The sequence below is a fragment of the Bacilli bacterium genome, from assembly GCA_036381315.1.
Taxonomy (GTDB): Bacteria; Bacillota; Bacilli; order Paenibacillales; family KCTC-25726; genus DASVDB01.
On sequence record DASVDB010000018.1, the window covers coordinates 25,143 to 45,001 of the forward strand.

Here is a 19,859-nt window from a genome sequence, read left to right on the forward strand (position 1 = left end):
ATATAATTGATGTCGTGTTAAATTCCGTCGCCGTGAAAAAATTCCCGCATTTCATCCGGCGGTTTTTTATTTTTCCGCGCAAACATCGCCGGATACACCCCCATGCCAATCACCGCGCCGATTGGAATCAACCAAATCGGGTGGATATCCGTAAACAGCAAAACGACAATGGCGCCCAATCCGGACACAAGCGTCACCCCATCGACAAACGCCGTCTTGCCCATGCGCATCGCCGCGTACATGATCAAGGCGACAACACCGATCTGGACGCCCATTAACGCCCCGCGCACCGCCGCATATTCGGAAAAACCGTTATACAAAATAACAAGTGCGATCATAATGACAAATGTCGGCAAGGTCATGCCGATCACCGCTACCGTTGCCCCAATCATTCCGGCCAGCCGGTAACCGACCAATGTTGCGGCATTTACGCCGATGCCGCCGGGAGCCGCGCCCGCAATGGCGAAAACATTGCTCATTTCTCCGCTCGTCAACCACTTCCGTTTGGTTACAATCTCTCTTTCTATGAGCGGCAGCATGGCATAACCGCCGCCGAACGATACCGGAGAAACCCGCAAAAATGAAATAAACAAGTCTAAAAGCAGATCGAACCCCTTCAAGTTTTTCATGTTGCGCTTCCTTCTTGTCGTTTTTTGTCTATTATACAATACTTTATTCCAAAATGAAATAAAGTATTCCGGAAAAGTAAAAACGCCGCTTCCCAACGGCGCCTCCGCTTGTTTTACAGCTAATTTTTCGGAACCAGATTATAGATTTCGCCGGATTCAAACGTATCGATCAGCCTGCCCAACCAATGGTAATAGCCGATCGCCGCTTGCAGCTTTTCCGTATCTTTCGCTACGATGGCTTGCAAATATTCATCCTCCGGGTAGCGCGACTTCAGATCCGCCAGTTCCCGCAGCGATTTTTTCAGTGCGCTTAAATTCATTTCCATTGATTGCCGCCATTTGATGACGAAAAAATCCGAGAAAGTCTGGTACCAATCGGGTTCCACCTCATACAAATCTTTGCGGGTGCCTTTTCCCCAAACACGGTTGACCATCTTCAAATCCACAAGCGTTCGTACGCCGGTGCTCATGCTTGTTTTGCTCATGCCCATTTCTTCGACCATCTCGTCGAGCGTCATCGGCTCATCGCGAAAAAACATCATCCCGTACAGATGCCCCGCTGACAACGTAACGCCATACAAATCCATGTTTTTGCCGATCGTTTCAATGACGCGCTTGCGCGAACGCTCCAGTGCGGCGAGCTGCTCCTCATTCAGCCTGTCCTTCTCCAACATGCTGACAAATCCTCCTTGGCTATATAAGCCGCTGCTTTATAAGGACTATTGTATGAAACGCGTGTGCCAAAGTAAAGGGAGCGGTTGGAAAGGATTTGTGCGAAAGACAGAGTATACGGTATTATTAGTTCATAAAGTTTTTTCTGTTTGTTCTTTTTGTACAGATTTGCCTTTTGACCATTTCCGAAGCATCTCCTACTCTTAAAATAGCTGAAATACACGAAATTTCGATAGCCATTCAGATATGAGGTGATGCGATGCCGATCATCGAGGTGAAAAATTTAACCAAAATATTCGGCCATGATGCCAAACGCGCCATCCCCTTGTTGGCAAAAGGGTGGAGCAAGGAAAAAATCTTCAAGGAACGGAAGCTCACCGTTGGCGTCAATCGCGCCAACTTTGCCATCAACGAGGGCGAAATTTTCGTCATCATGGGCTTGTCCGGCAGCGGAAAATCCACTTTGGTGCGGCTGCTTAACCGCTTGATCGAGCCTACGGACGGCGAAGTGCTCGTACGCGGCAAAGACATTACGAAAATGGCGCAAGACGAACTGCGCAATGTGCGACGCAAACAAATCAGCATGGTATTTCAGCGATTCGCGCTTTTTCCGCACCGCACCGTCTTGGAAAATATTGAATTCGGTTTGGAAATTCAAGGGATTCCGAAGAAAGAACGGAAAGAAGCGGCCATGCAAGCGTTGGAGCTGGTCGGTTTATCCGGCTGGGAAAACGCAAAGCCCGGACAATTGAGCGGCGGCATGCAGCAGCGTGTCGGTTTGGCGCGCGGGCTCGCCAATAATCCCGACATTCTCTTGATGGACGAAGCGTTCAGCGCGCTCGACCCGCTCATCCGCAAAGATATGCAGGATGAATTGCTCGATCTGCAGGCGAAAATGCGCAAAACAATCGTCTTTATTACGCACGATTTGGATGAAGCGCTCAGAATCGGCGACAGAGTAGCGCTGATGAAAGACGGCGCGATCGTGCAGATCGGAACGCCGGAAAGCATCCTGATGAATCCCGCGAACGAATACGTCGAACGTTTTGTCGAGGACATCAACCTGTCGAAAGTGTTGACGGCTGCGCACGTCATGAAGCGCCCGGAGACGATGGGGTTGGACAAAGGCCCGCGCGTCGCCCTGGAATTGATGCGGGAGTCGGGCATTTCAACGATTTACATTGTCGACAAGGGCAAAAGATTGATCGGCGTCGTAACAGCCGAAGACGCTTCCCGCGCCGTGAAGGAAGGCGCTTCTTTGGAACAGGCGATCAAGAGAGACATCGCGGAAGTGAAGCCGGAAACGCTCCTGGCCGATTTGTTTGAAAAAGTCGCGGCGTCTCCGGTACCGGTAGCGGTTGTGGACGATGAACGACGGTTAAAAGGCGTCATCATCAAAGGGGCGATTCTGGCGGCCATGGCCGGCAACAAAAATATAGCCGGCGAAAGCGAGGGGGTATGATATGGAACTGCCGAAAATTCCGCTGGGAAACTGGATTGAAGCCGCAATCGAAGCGATTACCGTCAACCTGGAATGGTTGTTCAACGCAATCACCTTTTTGATCGAAAAGTTTATCGATTTGCAAGTGACCGTCTTTTCCTTTATTCACCCGTTTTTGTTTATTGCTTTATTGGCGCTGTTGGCATGGAAAATTTCCGGATGGAAGATCGGGCTTTTGACGCTTTTGGGACTCCTTTTGATTGACGATCTCGGCTACTGGGAACAAACCATCGATACGTTGGCGTTAGTGATTACCTCCGTATTGATATCGTTTGTGTTCGGCGTGCCCTTGGGCATATGGTCGGCGTACAGCAACACGGTAAAAAATATCGTCACGCCCATTCTTGACTTGATGCAGACGATGCCCGCTTTCGTCTATCTGATTCCGGCCATCTTCTTTTTCGGTTTGGGCACGGTTCCGGGCGTATTTGCGTCGGTCATCTTTGCGATGCCCCCCACCATCCGGTTGACCAATCTCGGCATCCGCCAGGTTTCCCGCGAATTGGTGGAAGCCGCCGATGCGTTTGGCGCAACCTCATACCAGAAACTCGTCAAAGTGCAACTGCCGCTCGCGCTGCCGACCATTATGGCGGGAATCAACCAAAGCATCATGCTGGCCTTGTCGATGGTCGTCATCGCCTCGATGATCGGCGCGCCCGGTCTGGGGGCATCCGTCTACGGCGCGGTTACGCAACTGAAGATCGGCACCGGATTCGAGGCGGGATTGTCGATTGTGATGATTGCGATCATTCTTGACCGCATTTCCCAAAATATCAAACTTATATCAAGGAGGAAATAAGCTGATGAAAAAAATCGGCGTGATTTGTTTCGCATTCGTATTGGGATTGGCATTGTTGGCAACAGGGTGCTCGGAGAAAAAAGGCGGCTCCCTGGGGGAACAGTTGGACTATAAAATAACCGGCATCGATCCCGGGGCGGGATTAATGAAAAAAACGAAGGAAGTAATGAAATCATACGGTCTGGACAAATGGCAGTTGATCGAAGGGTCCGAAGCGGCGATGATCGCATCTTTAAAAAAGGCTTACGATAAAAAAGAGCCGATCGTCGTAACCGGTTGGACACCGCATTGGATGTTTGCCAAGTTCGACCTGAAATACCTGGACGATCCGAAAAATGTTTACGGCGATGCCGAAAACATCAATACCGTTGTTCGCCTCGGGCTGAAAGACGATGAACCGTCCGCCTATACCGTGCTTGACCAATTCGCCTGGACGCCGAAAGATATGGGCGAAGTAATGCTGATGAACGAAGACGGCACCGACCCTGCCGAATCGGCGCAAAAATGGCTTGACAACCATCAGGACAAACTGCAGGAATGGACCAAGGGAGCGGCGAAAGTTAACGGCAACAAAATCCATCTCGTTTACGTCGCCTGGGCATCCGAGATCGCCAGCACGAACGTGGTGGCGAAAGCGCTGGAAAGCATCGGCTACAAAGTGGAATTGACGCAAGTGGACGCCGCGCCGATGTGGGCGGGAATCGCCGACGGAAGCGCGGACGCCATGGTGGCTGCCTGGTTGCCTTCAACGCATGCGGATTATTTCAACGCATACAAAGGAAAATTCGAAGACCTGGGGCCCAACTTGACAGGCACCAAACTTGGCCTGGTCGTCCCTTCGTATGTTGCGGCGAATTCAATCGAAGACTTGCAAAATTAGCGTTAGGTCGACCATTGCTGAAGTAACCTTCGTCAAAAACGGCCTTGGCTCGAGATTCCATCGGGCTAAGGCCGTAATATATATTTGCAAGCTATAATGCTCCCGACACAACAGGCAATGCTAGGCTTATGTATGGTTTACGTACAAATGCTCTTCAGCAGCGCATCCGTGTCGGTCATTTCCGCGATCGTTCCCGGGTTTACGCCAAACATCGCATTTTTCATTTCCATAAGCCGGATCTTAACCCACCGCCTTTAGGCGGTCAGTTTCCAGAACGTGCACTTTGTTAGCTTTAAGCCTCACTATCCTACGCTAAAACGGGAGATCGCCCTCCCGCCCAACGCTCCCTGCACAACGATCACTGCACAGCCCTCATTGCACAACCCTTCCTGCACAACGATCACTGCACAGCCCTCGTTGCATAACGCTAAACGGACGTGGCAGACGCTATTTGCCGAAAAAAGCCTGCTTTGAAATTGTAACGGTCACAGTGGACGCTAATGATCGTTTCAATGCTCGAATATCAGGAAAAAGGAAAGAATAGGCGCTCCCACGACCGTTAAGATCAAAATATTGGCAATTTGCACAAAATAAGCGCTCCTACGATCGTAAAAGGTTGCAAGCCGCTGTAATTACCCGAAAAGCGATGAAGTGTACAATGTGATGTTACGAAATCAGCCCCCCGGTTGAAAAAGAGATTCGATAACGGAATAATAAAGAAGTGAACGATGGATGGGGGCATTTACGATGTGGAGATTTTTGTTTGGAACATTATTCATTATTACGGCAGCCGTAATTTCGCTAATTGTGGGCGTTGTTACAATACTCGCAGTTGCTATTGCGACCACTAAACCCGTCTTGTTTGTTTCAGCTGGGGCTCTAGCATACATAATCGTATTTGCGTTGACGATGAAGTGGTTTGTTGGCCGGGCAAAATCACGGATATATTTTACTGTTTGCGCTTATTCAATAGGTTTGTTGTTTTTTGCAGCGATAGCCATTACGCTTTTAAAGCCGCTGGACATCCCGCAATACCATTCGGATTCACTCAAGAAGCAATACTGGGATCTACCGACCGGCTCTTCGATAGCTTATGTTCACTTGCCCGGTATCGGAGTGAAGAAACCGGAGCCGATAATCTTCCTTCATGGAGGTCCCGGAACGCCAGACATGGAAGGGGATGCCCGATATTTCAACAAGCTGACGGAAGACGGATACGATGTGTATATTTATGACGAACTGGGCACCGGACATTCTATGAGGTTGAACGATCCAAGAGGGTATGGGATTAAGCGGGATGTTGCCGATCTTGAGGCGATCCGCAACAAGATCGGCATCGATCGCATGATTTTAATCGGCCATTCTTATGGCGGTGAGATCGCCGCCGACTATTTGGTTCATTATGGGCAGCATGTGTCCAAAGCGGTCTTTTCTTCACCGGGTCCAATAGATCCGTCCGATCACAGCGATACTCAGTTGATAGCCCGATTGTCAAATAGCGAGCGATGGAAGTTATACGGCCATTTGATGTATCCCCGCTCTTTGATGGCGTATCTTTTGCTGCAAGTTAATCCGCTGGCCGCCCATACATTTGCGGGGGACGAGGAAATGGATGCCGAGTTTGATCGCATCTATGCCATCACGGAACCGGCGCTTCATGCGGAAGGCAAACATTATGATCTTCCGTTGCATCATCTTGGATTTTATGCCAACCAAATGCCGCAATCCCGAATGGCCGCTCCCAAACCGGACTTGCGTGTGCCGCTTTCCGCCTGGGATGGGCCGGCTCTTATATTGAAAGGCTCTGACGATTATTTATCTTGGGCATCGGCGATGGACTATCGAAACGCATTGCGAAATTCACAGCTTATTTATCTTGAACAGGCAGGGCATAACGAGTATCAGGATCAGCCGGAACTCGTCATGAACATCATACGTTCGTTTCTGGCTGATCGTCCTCTTCCGGTAAGCGCATATAACGAGGATACTCCGCCACCGACGTTCCAACGATAATCGTGAGAACGTGAAGGTTCAGATCTAACGGGCGTGACAGAGGCTATTTTGGGTTTACGCCCCGTTTTCAAGTTTAACGGACGTAGGCGCGCTTATTTTAGCACTTTGTGCGGTATTCAGGCAAAAATAAGGCGAATAGCAGCTGTGGCGTCCGTTAAATTTTTTGAACAGCCTTTTTCCGGCAAATAGCGTCTCCTGCGCCCGTTAGCGCTGGGCGAGGGGCGTTGTGCCGGAAGGCGATCCCCCTTTTTAGCGCCGGTGTAGTGAGCGCTGCGCAAAGAGGCGGCCCACCCGTTTTAGCGTTGGGCGATGAGGTTTAACGTTTACAAAGTGCAGTCGCTGTTGGCTGATCGCCTAAAGGCGGCGGGTTTAGACCCGGCATATGGAAACTAAAGGCGCGGGGCTGCCAACCGCAACAACCCGCAACAACCTATGTACACTTCCGCAACGCGTCTGTTTCGGCCAACTCCGCGATCGTTCCCGCGCCGATGCCGAACATCGCGGCCTTCAGTTCGAATTCCGCGCGGGCGAACCGTTCGTCGAGCGCTTCCGCCGACGAGACGGCGTCGGCAAGCAATGATCGGCCGAAGCCGGCCAAACTCGCGCCCAGGGCGATCGCTTTGGCCGCTTCGACGCCGCTTGCGATGCCGCCGCTCGCAATAACCGGAATGTGCGGCACGGCCGCCCTCACCTCGATGAGGCTTTCCGCCGTCGGTATGCCCCAACCGGCAAAGGCGTCGGCGGCTTCGCGCCGCAACCCGTCGTGCGCGCGGTATTTCTCCACCAGCGCCCAGGAAGTTCCGCCGGCGCCTGCGACGTCGATGAAAGAAACGCCGGCGTCGGCAAGCCTGCGTGCCACCGCACCGCTGATGCCCCACCCGACTTCTTTCACTCCGACGGGAACCGCAAGCGCGTGGGCGACTTTCTCTATCTTCCCAAGCAGCCCGGAAAAATTCGTATCGCCCTCCGGCTGAAACACTTCCTGCAAACTGTTGAGATGCAAAATGAGGCCGTCCGCTTCGATCATTTCCACCGCTTTGCGGCATTCATCCACCCCGTAGCCGTAATTCAGCTGCACTGCTCCCAAATTGGCGAACAAGGGGATTGACGGAGCATACCGGCGCACAATGTATGTGTGTCGCAACTCCGCATGTTCCAGCACCGCGCGCATCGAGCCTAATCCCATGGCCCAGCCTCGCCGCTCGGCCGTTGTGGCGAGGCGCTTGTTGATCTCCGCGGAAAGCTCCGCCCCGCCGGTCATGGAACTGACCAGCAATGGGAAGCGCAGCTTTTTTCCGAAAAATACCGTGGAAGTGTCAATCGCCGTAAAATCCAGTTCGGGCAGCGCGTTATGCCAAAACCGATAGCGCTCCAGCCCGCTGGTGATGTTGGCGCCTGACACCTGTTCGTTTAGCACGATGGATATATGTTCCGCCTTGCGTTTTTTTAACAGGTCTTCGGATTCTCCGGCCATTATGCCGCCTCCTCGCTAACCTTTTGTCGCTTTTCCGGCTGCAATATTTTCCGCAATATGTTATGGCTTGTGTTCCGGCAAGGAATTTACATAGCTGTCCGACATGAGCAAAAGTTTCAACGCCCGCTGAAAATCATCCTTGTCCTCGCTTCTGCTGCCTCCCAATTTGCCGTCTTTCAGACCGATCGTGGTGCCGTCCTGAAATGACACGCCGGGAATATAAATCACATCGTCGTTGATAAACGATCCCGTCGGCAAATAATAACGCTCCGGCAGCAAATTGTGCCGGTGGTTCAGCAGATCCTGCCCGAAATATACTTGATTGTCAATAGAAACTCCCAGCAGATTGGCGATCGTCGGCATAAAATCGATTTGACCGCCCACCTGCGCGAACGTCGTTTGCTTGCTTACGCCCGGAATCGTAACGATAAGCGGAATATTCATCATCGTATTATAGCGGTACGTTTTGCCAAGCATGCTCCGCAGCAATTTTTTGTCCTGATGATCCAGCGAATTGATCGGCAAACCCATATGGTCACCGTACAGAAACAGCATGGATTTGTCCCACAGGCCCTCCTTTTGCAAATCGGCAATCAGTTCGCCCAGAGCGTAATCCGCATAATTGACCGCATACAGGTAATTCCCGACGAACGTATCGTCGTATTCCGCCGGGAGTTTGATTTTTCGTTTGTTCACCGGCAGATCGAACGGATGGTGGCTGGACATGGAAATTATGCTGGCGTATACTTTTTCGCCCGCCTTGTCCAATCGGGACAATTCCTCCACCGTTTTGCGGTACAGCACTTCATCGGAGGCGCCGAACATGACGAAATCGTCATGGCCGAAATAGTCGTCATCGTAATACTTGTCAAACCCCAGGGCGCTGTACAATTGCTGCCGGTTCCAGAACACGATGTCGTTCGTGTGGAACGTCCGCGCGGTGTACCCGTGCGCCTTCAGCAGCTTCGGCAGGCTGGGCAGCTCTTTTCCGCCGTATGTTTGGCTGGACGCGCCATGCGGAGCCGTGTACAGCGACGTGTTGGTTATAAATTCGGCGTCCGCGGTGTTCCCCTGCCCGACCATCATGTACACGTGCGGAAAATAGAAGCTGTCTTGGAGCAGCTTGTTCAAATTTGGCGTTATCTCCTGTCCTCCGACTTTCAGTCCGAGCGGAAAGTTTTGCAGCGCCTCGATCTGCAGCACCAATAAATGCCGGCCTTGCGCTACGGCCCAGTAATTCCGCGAGTTTTCGCCGGCAATTCCCTTTTCCTGCTCGATGGCCGCCCTTGTGATCGTCGCCGGGTCCAGATAATCCTGATGCATATCGGCAAAAATCGTATACACCTCATAGTTGATCAAGCCCATTTTTTCCGCGCGCTTGATATCGTTTACGATATTGGCATGCGCAGTTACGTTGAACAGGCTTAACGCCAGCGAAACGCACAAAATGACCGACGCCGCGAGCGGGCGCACGCGGATCGCATTTTTTCCCCACCTGCGCATCGGTTTGACAAAAACAAGCAAAGCAAAAAGCAAAACAATATCCGTAAAAATGAAAAGAAAATAAGGATGCAAAAGCTGCATCACGCTCGGTTTGACTTCCATTACCTGGTTGGCCTGCTGCAGCGCGCGATAGGTGACCACTACGCCAAAATACTTATTGTACATAATAGCGGCAAAATAGACAGCGGTAATGACAAAATCGACAACGATATAGATGAGCACCTTGCCCTTGTGCGCAAGCCATTCGATCAGCGAAAAAACGATGAACAGCGACGGAAGTTCAACCAATGCGGATTGGAACAAATTGGAGTCTTGAAAGATGATCAGTCGGGCAAAGTAAAGCTTGATGAGCATGATCAGGAAAAAGGCAAAGAAAGGGCTCGTCAAAAAAGGCTTCCATTTCAACGGCAAAATATCCCCCCTGCTGGCTAGCTTGTCTATCATCCATGCGGCTTATCGATACCTATCATACCACAAGTTGCCGAAAGCTACGAATGGGCTATCCGAAATAGCGCAAATACAAATAAACCGAACTTGCCGCTAGCGAAATCAGCATAACCGGAAACCCGATAAGCAAAAATCTGGCAAAGGAAATATGTACGCCTTCTTTTGCGGCCATGGCGGAAACGACCACATTGGCGCTGGCACCGATCAATGTGCCGTTGCCCCCCAAACAGGCGCCCAGCGACAAACTCCACCATACGGGGTCCAATTGGGTTAAACCCAGCTTGCCCATTTCTTTAATCAGCGGAATCATGGCCGCAACAAGCGGAATATTGTCGACGAATGCCGAGGCGAGCCCGCTGAACCATAATATTAAAAATGAAGTGTTTAGCGTGCTGCCCCCCGTAAGGGCAAGCGCCTCGCGGGCCAATCCGGCAATCACCCCGGTCTTGACCAATCCGGAAACCAGCACAAACAAACCGATAAAGAAAAAGATGGTCGGCCACTCGACCCCCGCAAAAGCGCGCTCCAGCGACTTTCCGCCAGTCAAAAGCAAAAGCAGGAAAGCCCCGATCAGCGCAATCGTCGCCGTTTCCATGTGCAGCCATTGATGCGCGAAAAATCCGCCGATTGTCAAACATAATACAAACAGGCATTTTATAAGCAAAACTTTATCCGTAATCTCCTCTTTGGCGTCAAGACTGGCCAAGTTCAAATGCCTGTCTTTTGCGGAGCGCAATTGTTTGCGGTACAGCAAGGCCACGAATAAAAACACCAATGCGAGAATGATCAGACAAATGATCGAAAGATTATCCAAAAAAGCCATAAACGTCAGTTCCCGATTGGCGCTCCCGATCATCAGGTTGGGGGGATCGCCGATAAGCGTCGCCGTGCCGCCGATATTCGAGGCGAATATTTCCATCAGCAAAAAAGGCAGCGGCGATATGCCGAGCATCCGGCAAATGCTGAATGTAACCGGGACGATGAGCAGCACGGTTGTAACATTGTCCAAAAAAGCCGAGGCGAACGCCGTGATCAGACAAAACGCAGCAAGCGCCAAAAGCGGCTTGCCGCGCGTCTTTTTGACCGTCCAAATGGCCGCGAAGCGAAACAATCCCGTCTCCGCCGTGATCGCGACAATCATCATCATGCCGATCAGCAAGCCCAGCGTATTGAAATCAATCGCCCGCACTGCTTCCGTCTGGTCTGTAATACCGAAAATGAAGAGAAACGACGCGCCCAATATGGCGGCAATCGTGCGATGAATTTTCTCGGAAACAATCAGAGCGTATACCGCCAAAAAAATAACAACTGCCAACTCTGCCGCGTATGCCACGCCAACACCTTCCGTCTGTCGTTTAACGCACCATTTTGTCGTTTGACCTTATATTACTCCAAACGAATCCCCAATCACAACCAACCGCATAGGCTGATAACATCCTGGTATGGTTTGGGCGGGTGGCAAAGGCGTATGTTATATGGCGAAAGCAAGGCGGGCGTAGTTTGCAGGCATATTCATATCGGCAGTATCGACACCGTCTCGGGAGTTTTCATCGGAACGAACCAATGCATCGGGTGGAGCAGCCACAACAAATACAACAACGGCATCGGCCGGGCGGCGAATGTGCGTTTGACCGGCAACATCATCCTGATTCGCGATAACGATGTGCTGGATATACCGGTTGACGATCGCGACGTTTACCTCAATCAAGAAAGCCGTACGTTATCCAACAATGAAATCGACTTCACACAAATATCCGTCAATGCGATCAACCGCAACTCGACCATATCCGTCGGCGAAAACGGCCAGCACAATTGGAGCGCCCACGGCAAAAACAACTACGGGCTGGGAAAGATTACCGGGCTCAATAGTGTCAGGCAAAATGCCAATGCCATAAACGACAGCGACATGATCGACTCTCCGATCGAAGACAAGGAAATCTGATCAACGAAACAACTGCTTGTGGCAGTAATCAATAATATCGCTGCGCTTGATGATGCCGATAAAAACGCCTTTATCGTCGTTGACCGGCACAAAGTTTTGCACTTTGGCAAGACCGATCAAATCCTCAATTTCCGCATCGACTTGCGCCGTCTTGTTGTTCATTCGCTGTGGCACATCCCGCAGCGTATATTGATGCGCATTCGCAAAAGTCAAATCGGGCGTGTTTTTCAATTTCCACAACAAATCGCCTTCCGTTATCGTGCCGGCATAGCGCCCGTGTTCGTCGACAAGCGGAACGGCGGAATAGCGATGGTATTCCATCTTTTCCAGCGCCTGGCGCAATGTCGAGTCCGGAGACAATGTGACAACCTCCTGTTTTGGCGTCAAGAAAAATGCGATATTCATCGGGTCATCTGTCCTTTTACGAATCATGATTATGGTGTAAAACCTTCCGCATCCCTATTATACGATGCGCGCCGGGCCAAAGTTGCCTTTTTTTGCGCGGGCGGCATAGTTTTCGGCGTTCGGATTCAAACTACTAACGGCTTTTGCAAACTGTTTTTCATGCGGGAGTGGTTTGGACGTGCACGGTTCATGGGTCGCATTGATCCCGTTTTTGCTGGTGATTCCCATCTCGATTTGGACAAAACAAGTGCTCCCCGGTTTGTTTATCGCGCTTCTGGTCGGATGTTATCTGAAAGAACCTTCGTTTCTAGGCGGCATCAAGCAAGTGTTAGCTTACGTTGACCAAAATTTGGTGAAGTCAAGCAATATCCGCATCATCATTTTCCTGTACGCTTTCGCCGGATTGGTCAGCATGGCCAAACTGACGGGGGGCATCAAAGGCTTTGTCCACCTGATCAGCAAAAAGGTCAAAACCAAAAGGAGCGCCATGTTTTTAACCTGGCTCACGACAATGGGGACGTTCAGCGATCCGGATTTTCGCATTGTTACCGTCGCCCCGATCATGAAGGCGTTGCGCAACCGGTTGAAGATGTCCAATCAACAGGTCGGGTTTACGATCGAAGTGACCTCCAATCCCATCGTCGGCTTGATCCCGATCGCCACCGCTTTTGTCGGCTACATGGTATCGGTAATCGACATGTCGCTCAAAGAAAACAACATTCATGAAAAAGCTTATACCGTCTATGTGCAAAGCATCCCCTTCAACTTTTATTCGTTTGCCATTATTGCGATCGGCATCTATTACAGTTTTTTCAAACGGGCAAAAGCGAAAAACGCAAAAGCGGACAATGATCAACTAAACCCGAACGAACAGCAGGGAGAGGAAGCGTTGAACGAGTGCACGCGCGCCTATGAGAAAGACACCCCGATCAAACCGTGGAATTTAATTTTGCCGCTCGTCGTTGTGCTGGTATTGACATTGTTTTTAAGCTGGTGGGACGGACACACGAAAGCTAAAAGCTTTTTCGACGCTTTTTTGCACAGCGATGCGCTGGGCGTCATGCTGGAGGCGCTGTTGATCGGGATTGTCATTGCGCTGGCCTTTTATTTGGCGCAACGATTTCCGGTCGGGCAGCTGATCACCCACTTTTTGAAAGGCGGCAATGAGCTGATGTCGGTCATCCTGATGCTTGCGCTCATTTGGTCGGTTTCCGCGGTTTCGGAAGATCTCGGCTTCTCCTCCTATATCACCGAACATGTAAAAGGATGGATCCCCCATTTCTTCATCGCTCCGGTCATTTTTTTGCTGGGCGGGGTGATTTCATATTTTATCGGATCCTCATGGGGAACATGGGGATTATTGATGCCGTTGGCGGTGACGCTCGCGCATCAGGCGGATGCCAATATCCTGCTGGTTATCGGCGCCGTGTTCGCCAGCGGAACGTTCGGCGCCTTTACTTCCCCTCTGAGCGACAATTCCGTCACGTTATGCACCATCATGGATATGCCGGTGATCAAATACTCGCGGACCAAGTTGCTCCCTTCGCTCATCGCTGCCGGAATCAGCACGGTGCTGTTTGGTGTTGCCGCTTTTCTTTTGAAATGAAGAATTTGGAAAAAAACAATTGACATTCCGCACACGCAACCATAAAATTTTAGCTATAGTCCTTAAGTCCCATATTTCGTCTTTATGCGCCAAATTATTTTGTTTGACGGGGGTACCCCATGATCAAACGGTTTTTACGGTTTTGGAACGCGGACGCCCGCGGGCAGGAACAAGTAACGGTGACGGTTGTCGTCATTGCGCTCATCGCTTTTTTTACGCTTTTGTCCGTCGGCACGCTCCCCTTCTATAAACCGTCCCAAAACTTGATCTGGCATACCGTTGCCGAATTTTTCAGCGTCATCGTATCACTATCCATCGCGTTGCAGGGATGGATTATTTTGCCGTATACAAAATCGTTGCGTCGTCTTTTGATCGCCGCTTTATTTCTGCCCATCGGCATTTTGGACTTGACCCATACGCTCACCTACCCGGGGCTCCTGGAAATTTGGGATAACCGCATATCCGAATGGTTTTGGATTTTGGCGCGCGTCATTGAAGCGTTAGGACTTTTGACCATCTTTGCGTTGCCGGAGCGGATCATCGCGCGAAAGTCGCGCGTAAAAGTGTTGACGTGGTCGCTTGTTTTTACCTTCCTCACGTTTTGGGTACTCGTCATTTATGCCGATCATCTTCCGCTTCCGCAGTCTGCCAATTCCCGCTTTCCGCTCGCCAATATGCTGGAAATCGCCGTTTCCGCCTTGCGCTTGCTAACGGTTGGCATGCTGGTTTGGCAATATTTCCGGCAGAAGCAAATCGCTCAGCTCACGATCATTAAAGCGACGGTGTTTCTCTTTTTGGGCGAACTTTTTTTCGTCATCACGCAACATTACTTCGACACTTACAATATAACCGGTCATCTGTTCAAGGATTTCGGCTATTTTGGACTGTTAAAAGGCATTTACATGACGGCCATGAACGAGCCGTACAACTTGCAAATCATGACGGAAAAGGAATTGACCGAAACAAAATTTCGCCTGGAGGAAAGCGATCAGCGATATAAATCGTTGTTTGATTATAACCCCGACCTGATCTTTTCCATGAATTTGGATGGCGACTTTCTAAGCGTAAACGCCGCTGGCGAAGCGGTCATCGGTTACGGCGACCAAGACGTGGCCGCCGTTCACTTTTCCGCAATCGTGCATCCCGATGACCGCAGGAAAGCGATCCTCCATTTTCAGAAAACGGTGCAAGGCGTACCGCAGCATTATGAAACGCGAGTATTGCATAAAAACGGCGATGTCAGGCTGCTGTCGGTCGTCAATGTGCCGATTGTTGTTAATCAGGAAGTGGTGGGCATATACGGAATCGCCCGGGATATTACGCAAAACCGCCGCAAAGAGGAAGAAATCAATTATCTTGCCTATCATGACGATCTGACAGGGCTGCCTAACCGCAGAAAGTTTCAGGAGGAGTTGCAAAAATGTCTGAAGCAGGCGCAGGCGAAAAATGCCCGCATGGCAGTGCTGTTTTTGGACATTGACCGGTTTAAAAATCTCAACGATTCGCTCGGGCACGCGTTCGGCGATCTGATCCTAAAGCAAATTGCCGACCGGCTCAAAAACGCGGTTACCGACCGCCAGATGATTTCGCGCATGGGCGGGGATGAATTCACCATCCTGATCCCCGAGTTTCGCGATGCGAATGAACTGGAATCCGTCTGCCAGGCGATCTTTCGCAACTTCGAAGCTCCATTTTCCATTGCGGAAATGGAATACCGGATCACGCCAAGCATTGGAATCGCGGCATTTCCCGATAATGGCAACGACATCGATGCGCTGATGAAAAACGCCGATATTGCCATGTACCGCGCCAAGGAGCGCCGCAGCAAATACGAGTTTTACAACCCCGGCATGCATGCCGCCACCAAGGAAAATTTGATGCTGGAAAACGATTTGCGCAAAGCGCTGGATTTACGCCAATTTTCGTTGCACATGCAGCCGCAAATCGATACGCGAACCGGCGAAGTGATCGGGGCCGAGGCTCTATTGCGCTGGAACCACCCGACAAAAGGCGTCATCGCCCCGACACAGTTTATCCCGCTGGCCGAAGATACCGGGCTGATCATTCCGATCGGCGAATGGGTGGTGCGGGAAGCGTGCAAACAGGCAAGCCGCATCCATTCACGCAAAAAAGTCGGCATGCGGATCGCCGTCAACTTGTCGATGCGGCAATTTTTTCAGCACGATCTGGTCAACAAAATTGCCGACATTTTGCAGGAAACAAAAACCGAACCGGGCCTGCTGGAGATTGAAATTACGGAAAGCATGGCAATGGACGTCGAGTATGCCGTCGCGCATCTGAAACGGCTGAAACAACTGGGTGTCTGGATCAGCATCGATGATTTCGGCACCGGTTACAGCTCGCTCAGTTATTTGAAATCATTGCCGATCGACCGCCTGAAAATCGACCGGACATTTGTGCGGGATATATCGGGCGATGCCAGCAATGCCGCAATCGTCGCCGCGATCATCGCAATTGCGCATCATCTCAATTTGGATGTTGTCGCCGAAGGAGTCGAAACAAAAGAGCAAATCGAATTTTTAAACCAATACGGCTGCTTCAAGGCGCAAGGTTTTTACTACAGCAAGCCGCTCAATCTTCCGCGCTTTGAATCATTATTTGCGATATCGTGATAGGCATCAGTTGATTCGCCGCCGCGCCAGCCGGAATACACTAAAAGAGACACTTCCCAATACAGGAGCTGCACGGTGATGGATCAGAAGTTTGGGGTTATCGTCTTGGTGCTTTTTCTCCTTTTGGTTATTGTATTGCTGTTTTGCTTGTAGCGGCCATATCGGCGACGATCATGCCGGTTACGTGAAGCGCCGCATTCGCGGGCTGTTTTGGCATGTTTTTTATGAGCACACTGATGATGTAGCGCGGTTTATCCGCAGGAAAATATCCGACAAACCACTGATTCGTTTTTTCCTTCCCCTGTGAAAAAACTTGCGCGGTTCCGGTCTTTCCGGCAATTTTCCAAGCAGACTTCCGCAGTTTAGCGCCCGTTCCGGTCGCGACAACCTTTTGCATGTCTTTCAACAGTTCCTGCGAAGCGGCCGAGGAAATCGGCGTTCCCGCCAACGCCGCCCGCCGATAGGGGAATTTTTCTTTCAAAAGGCCGTTGGCATAGCGAATTTCGCTAGCGATGCGCGGCCTGTTGACGTTTTTGCCATGCAACAATACGGATACCATAAAAGCTCCTTGCAGCGGGGTCATGCGCACATCCCGCTGCCCAATCGCCGTTTGCACCATCGCCCCTTCATCCACCACAGTCTTCGAGTCAAACACCTGCCCCGAATTTTCTCCGGCAAATTGTCGAAACGTGCCCACTTTACCGGATTGCTCTCCGGCCCAGCCAATCGGTTGCCCGATCCCGAACGCGGAAGCCGCCGCCACGATTTGTTGCGGTTTTAACCGCTCCGCCACGTTGGCAAAGACAATATTGCAGGATTCGGCATAGGCTTCGGCAAAGTTGATGCGGCCGTGCCCATTCTTCTTCCAACAGGAAAAATGGAATTTTCCAAGCTCGCCGCCGCAGAAAAACTGTTCCTGCGGCTGGACGACATGAGCATCCAACGCCGCCGCCGCAATCACGGTTTTGAATATCGAACCGGGCGCGGTAGCGGAAAGCGCGCGGTTTTGCCATTTTCCGTCTGCGGGATCGACGCTGTACGGATTAAACCGGGGGCGGCTGGCCATGGCCAACACATCGTTGTTTTGGGCATCGAGCAATACGACGGCGCCTTCCTGCACTTGCGCCTCATCCAACGCTTCTTCGACAATCGTTTGCATGCCCGCGTCGAGTGTGGTGATGATTTTTAGCGGATAATACCGGTTGTCCGGGGCGCTTATCCGCAGTCCAAGCCCTTGCAGCGGATTATTTCGTCCATCCGTATAAATGATTGCTTTCTCTTGGCCTATTCCGCGCAAATATGCGTCGAACGTTCGTTCCAGTCCGGATGCGCCGACCTGTTGGCGGCTCCGTTCGTTTTTGTCGGGATCTTCCGCGATAAAGCCAATCACATGTTGCGCGGGCATATTTTCCGGGTAACGTACGGTGACTGGCAGCACATGAAGAAAGGGAAGCTTCAGCCCGGCCAGCGCCTGCGCCTCTTCCGGGGAAAGCAGATAGGGACGTTTTGCGTAGGCGGCGGTCCAGAACTTCGGAGCTTTCAGCCCGTCAACAAATGCCGACCACGCGGCGCGATTGATTTTCAAAATTTGCGCGATGCTTGCCGCCGCCTGCTCGCCGCGGAAATCGCCAACGGGAAAAACGGCCAATCCCTTGCCGACTTCCCCGGTAATGGGGCTTGCATCGCGGAAATAAAAATGGCCCCTGCCCGCATCCAGCACAAGCGCGTGTTCCCGCTGGGAAACCGCGCCGCGGGCAAGCCCGGTCTTTGCACCGGACAAAACACCCGAAGCGATCAGCTGCAAATACAACAGCCTGATTAGCAGAACAAGAAACCCCATGGAAAAGGCAAGCAACAATAAAAATATGCGCCGCTGCATCGGATTCACCCCAAAAACACGCTTCTTTTCCATTATTGCCCGGATGGGCATATTCAAACAAAAAAGCCTCCCATACACTGGGAGGCCAATTTTTACTGGATGGAAATATGCCGTTTAGATCACAAACTTGGTAAGTGACTCTTTGAGCGTATTCGACAGGGAGTCAAGCTTATCCGACAACTGCACCAGCTCTTCGCTCACTCTGAGCTGCTCCTGGCTCAATGATGCTACCTCTTCCGAAGTGGCCGAAGATTGTTGCGAAATGGCGCTGACACTGCCCATCGCTTCCGATAAAATCTCCTGTGATTCCTCCAATTTTTGGATGGAACCCGAGACATTGTCCAGTTGCACAATGAAATTGCTCATATTTTTATGCACATCTTTGAAGATGCGATCCGCTTCTTTCACCGAGGCGATCTGTTCCTGGAACAACGGATACGCTTCCGACAAAACTTGCACGGTCTCATCAATTTCATTTTGAATGGATTCGGTGATTTGCCCGACCACGTCAATCGATTGCCGCGATTGATCCGCCAATTTGCGGATTTCATCCGCGACCACCATGAATCCTTTGCCGGCCGCGCCGGCGCGCGCAGCTTCAATCGTCGCATTCAACGACAAAATATTGGTCTGTTTCGTAATGCCGTTTAACATATCCAAAATTTTGCGAATCGAGTTGGTGCTTTCTTTTAACTTATCGACTTTTTCGACCATCGACCGGGTCATCTCTTCGGTCGAATTTGTCTTCGTAATCAACTCCGCCATATAGGTAATGCCCTGTTCGCTGACGGTGCGAACCTGTGCGGCGGAAATGCCCATTTTTTCATTTTCGTCGATCACGAGCGCCATCTGTTTGCCGATATGCTGCGTCAAATCATTTCCCCGCTCCGCATCCACTGCGAGCGTAGAGGCGCCATTGGCGATTTCCTCGGTGGCGATCGATATTTCTTTGGCCGACGTAGCCGTATTTTTCGACGCTTCATTTAACAAGGCTGACGTAGCCAACACTTCCTGGGCGGAAACGTTCGTCTGCTTAACGAGCAGCGTGATTTGCTCCATCATTTCATTGAAGCTGCGCGATAATTGCCCGATTTCATCCTTGGACTTCACTTTGGTGCGAACCTGCAGATTCCCTTGCGCGCCTTCTTTCATCAAGCCGCTTAATTGCACGAGCGGCGTGGCGACGAAGCGGATAATCAGAAGGCCGATCACGACGGCCAAAACGGCAGCGACCAAAGCCAAAATAAGCGTCCAGACAAATATCTTGTTCGATCCGCTGGTTAAATCGCTGATTGGCGTTACGCCGACCAACGACCATCCCGTCACTCCCGATTTGCTGTGGACAATCAGTTCACTGTCGGTTTCTAAGGACCCGATCTGTTTCTTGAGGTCAAGCTTTTGTCCCAGTTTTTTGCCGATCAACTCCGGTTTGGACGCGAAGACAATGTCTCCATCCGCAGTAACGACCTGCACACT

15 protein-coding genes are annotated in these 19,859 nt (G+C 51.1%); 7 read left to right on the plus strand and 8 right to left on the minus strand.

Annotation, left to right across the window (positions count from 1 at the left end; all coding sequences use genetic code 11):
• Window positions 1-17: 17 nt before the first annotated feature.
• Both VF260_01295 and VF260_01300 read right to left on the minus strand, forming a co-directional pair.
• A complete protein-coding gene (locus tag VF260_01295; protein HEX7055817.1) occupies window positions 18-629 on the minus strand; it encodes a chromate transporter in 612 nt (203 codons plus the stop codon).
• A 119-nt stretch (window positions 630-748) separates the two neighbouring features.
• Window positions 749-1,303 carry a GbsR/MarR family transcriptional regulator gene (locus VF260_01300; GenBank protein ID HEX7055818.1) on the minus strand — a complete coding sequence of 185 codons (555 nt, stop codon included), beginning with the start codon at window positions 1,301-1,303 and terminating at the stop codon, window positions 749-751.
• Window positions 1,304-1,560: 257 nt separating this feature from the next.
• On the opposite strand from VF260_01300, the gene proV reads away from it, so the two are divergent.
• The 4 genes from proV to VF260_01320 all read left to right on the plus strand — a co-directional run bounded on the left by proV (window position 1,561) and on the right by VF260_01320 (window position 6,494).
• A complete protein-coding gene (gene proV / locus VF260_01305) occupies window positions 1,561-2,763 on the plus strand; it encodes a glycine betaine/L-proline ABC transporter ATP-binding protein ProV (protein ID HEX7055819.1) in 1,203 nt (400 codons plus the stop codon).
• A 1-nt stretch (window position 2,764) separates the two neighbouring features.
• A complete protein-coding gene (locus tag VF260_01310) occupies window positions 2,765-3,601 on the plus strand; it encodes a proline/glycine betaine ABC transporter permease (GenBank protein ID HEX7055820.1) in 837 nt (278 codons plus the stop codon).
• 1 nt (window position 3,602) lies between these two features.
• A complete protein-coding gene (locus VF260_01315) occupies window positions 3,603-4,481 on the plus strand; it encodes a glycine betaine ABC transporter substrate-binding protein (GenBank protein ID HEX7055821.1) in 879 nt (292 codons plus the stop codon).
• Between the two features lie 747 nt (window positions 4,482-5,228).
• Complete coding sequence (locus VF260_01320; GenBank protein HEX7055822.1) at window positions 5,229-6,494, plus strand: alpha/beta fold hydrolase; 1,266 nt, start codon at window positions 5,229-5,231, stop codon at window positions 6,492-6,494.
• Window positions 6,495-6,924: 430 nt separating this feature from the next.
• Here VF260_01320 and fni read toward each other — a convergent pair whose 3' ends face one another.
• The 3 genes from fni to VF260_01335 all read right to left on the minus strand — a co-directional run bounded on the left by fni (window position 6,925) and on the right by VF260_01335 (window position 11,251).
• Window positions 6,925-7,968: a type 2 isopentenyl-diphosphate Delta-isomerase gene (fni, locus tag VF260_01325; protein HEX7055823.1), complete on the minus strand. Its 1,044-nt coding sequence runs from the start codon at window positions 7,966-7,968 to the stop codon at window positions 6,925-6,927.
• A 60-nt stretch (window positions 7,969-8,028) separates the two neighbouring features.
• A complete protein-coding gene (locus VF260_01330; GenBank protein ID HEX7055824.1) occupies window positions 8,029-9,882 on the minus strand; it encodes an LTA synthase family protein in 1,854 nt (617 codons plus the stop codon).
• An 88-nt stretch (window positions 9,883-9,970) separates the two neighbouring features.
• Entirely contained in the window at window positions 9,971-11,251 is a 1,281-nt protein-coding gene (locus VF260_01335; protein HEX7055825.1) for an ArsB/NhaD family transporter, read from the minus strand.
• A gap of 135 nt (window positions 11,252-11,386) precedes the next feature.
• Between VF260_01335 and VF260_01340 the strand changes: the two genes are divergently transcribed.
• Window positions 11,387-11,860, plus strand: a complete 474-nt coding sequence (locus VF260_01340) for a hypothetical protein (protein ID HEX7055826.1) — start codon at window positions 11,387-11,389, stop codon at window positions 11,858-11,860.
• On the opposite strand, the gene VF260_01345 is transcribed toward VF260_01340, so the two are convergent.
• Window positions 11,861-12,265 carry a CBS domain-containing protein gene (locus VF260_01345; GenBank protein HEX7055827.1) on the minus strand — a complete coding sequence of 135 codons (405 nt, stop codon included), beginning with the start codon at window positions 12,263-12,265 and terminating at the stop codon, window positions 11,861-11,863.
• Window positions 12,266-12,443: 178 nt separating this feature from the next.
• Between VF260_01345 and VF260_01350 the strand changes: the two genes are divergently transcribed.
• Complete coding sequence (locus VF260_01350) at window positions 12,444-13,871, plus strand: Na+/H+ antiporter NhaC family protein (protein HEX7055828.1); 1,428 nt, start codon at window positions 12,444-12,446, stop codon at window positions 13,869-13,871.
• 119 nt (window positions 13,872-13,990) lie between these two features.
• Complete coding sequence (locus VF260_01355; GenBank protein HEX7055829.1) at window positions 13,991-16,504, plus strand: EAL domain-containing protein; 2,514 nt, start codon at window positions 13,991-13,993, stop codon at window positions 16,502-16,504.
• A gap of 127 nt (window positions 16,505-16,631) precedes the next feature.
• Here VF260_01355 and VF260_01360 read toward each other — a convergent pair whose 3' ends face one another.
• Both VF260_01360 and VF260_01365 read right to left on the minus strand, forming a co-directional pair.
• Window positions 16,632-18,434 (minus strand): penicillin-binding protein 2, encoded by a 1,803-nt coding sequence (locus tag VF260_01360; protein ID HEX7055830.1) that lies wholly within the window; start codon window positions 18,432-18,434, stop codon window positions 16,632-16,634.
• A 63-nt stretch (window positions 18,435-18,497) separates the two neighbouring features.
• On the minus strand, window positions 18,498-19,859 hold a 1,362-nt coding region (locus tag VF260_01365), incomplete at its 5' end, for a methyl-accepting chemotaxis protein (GenBank protein HEX7055831.1).

Excerpts from the sequence above, each read along its gene's own strand:
- VF260_01295 (HEX7055817.1), bottom strand. The coding sequence starts at position 629 with ATGAAAAACTTGAAGGGGTTCGATCTGCTTTTAGACTTGTTTATTTCA.
- VF260_01300 (HEX7055818.1), bottom strand. The coding sequence starts at position 1,303 with ATGTTGGAGAAGGACAGGCTGAATGAGGAGCAGCTCGCCGCACTGGAG.
- proV (HEX7055819.1), top strand. The coding sequence starts at position 1,561 with ATGCCGATCATCGAGGTGAAAAATTTAACCAAAATATTCGGCCATGAT.
- VF260_01310 (HEX7055820.1), top strand. The coding sequence starts at position 2,765 with ATGGAACTGCCGAAAATTCCGCTGGGAAACTGGATTGAAGCCGCAATC.
- VF260_01320 (HEX7055822.1), top strand. The coding sequence starts at position 5,229 with ATGTGGAGATTTTTGTTTGGAACATTATTCATTATTACGGCAGCCGTA.
- fni (HEX7055823.1), bottom strand. The coding sequence starts at position 7,968 with ATGGCCGGAGAATCCGAAGACCTGTTAAAAAAACGCAAGGCGGAACAT.
- VF260_01340 (HEX7055826.1), top strand. The coding sequence starts at position 11,387 with ATGTTATATGGCGAAAGCAAGGCGGGCGTAGTTTGCAGGCATATTCAT.
- VF260_01345 (HEX7055827.1), bottom strand. The coding sequence starts at position 12,265 with ATGAATATCGCATTTTTCTTGACGCCAAAACAGGAGGTTGTCACATTG.
- VF260_01355 (HEX7055829.1), top strand. The coding sequence starts at position 13,991 with ATGATCAAACGGTTTTTACGGTTTTGGAACGCGGACGCCCGCGGGCAG.
- VF260_01360 (HEX7055830.1), bottom strand. The coding sequence starts at position 18,434 with ATGCCCATCCGGGCAATAATGGAAAAGAAGCGTGTTTTTGGGGTGAAT.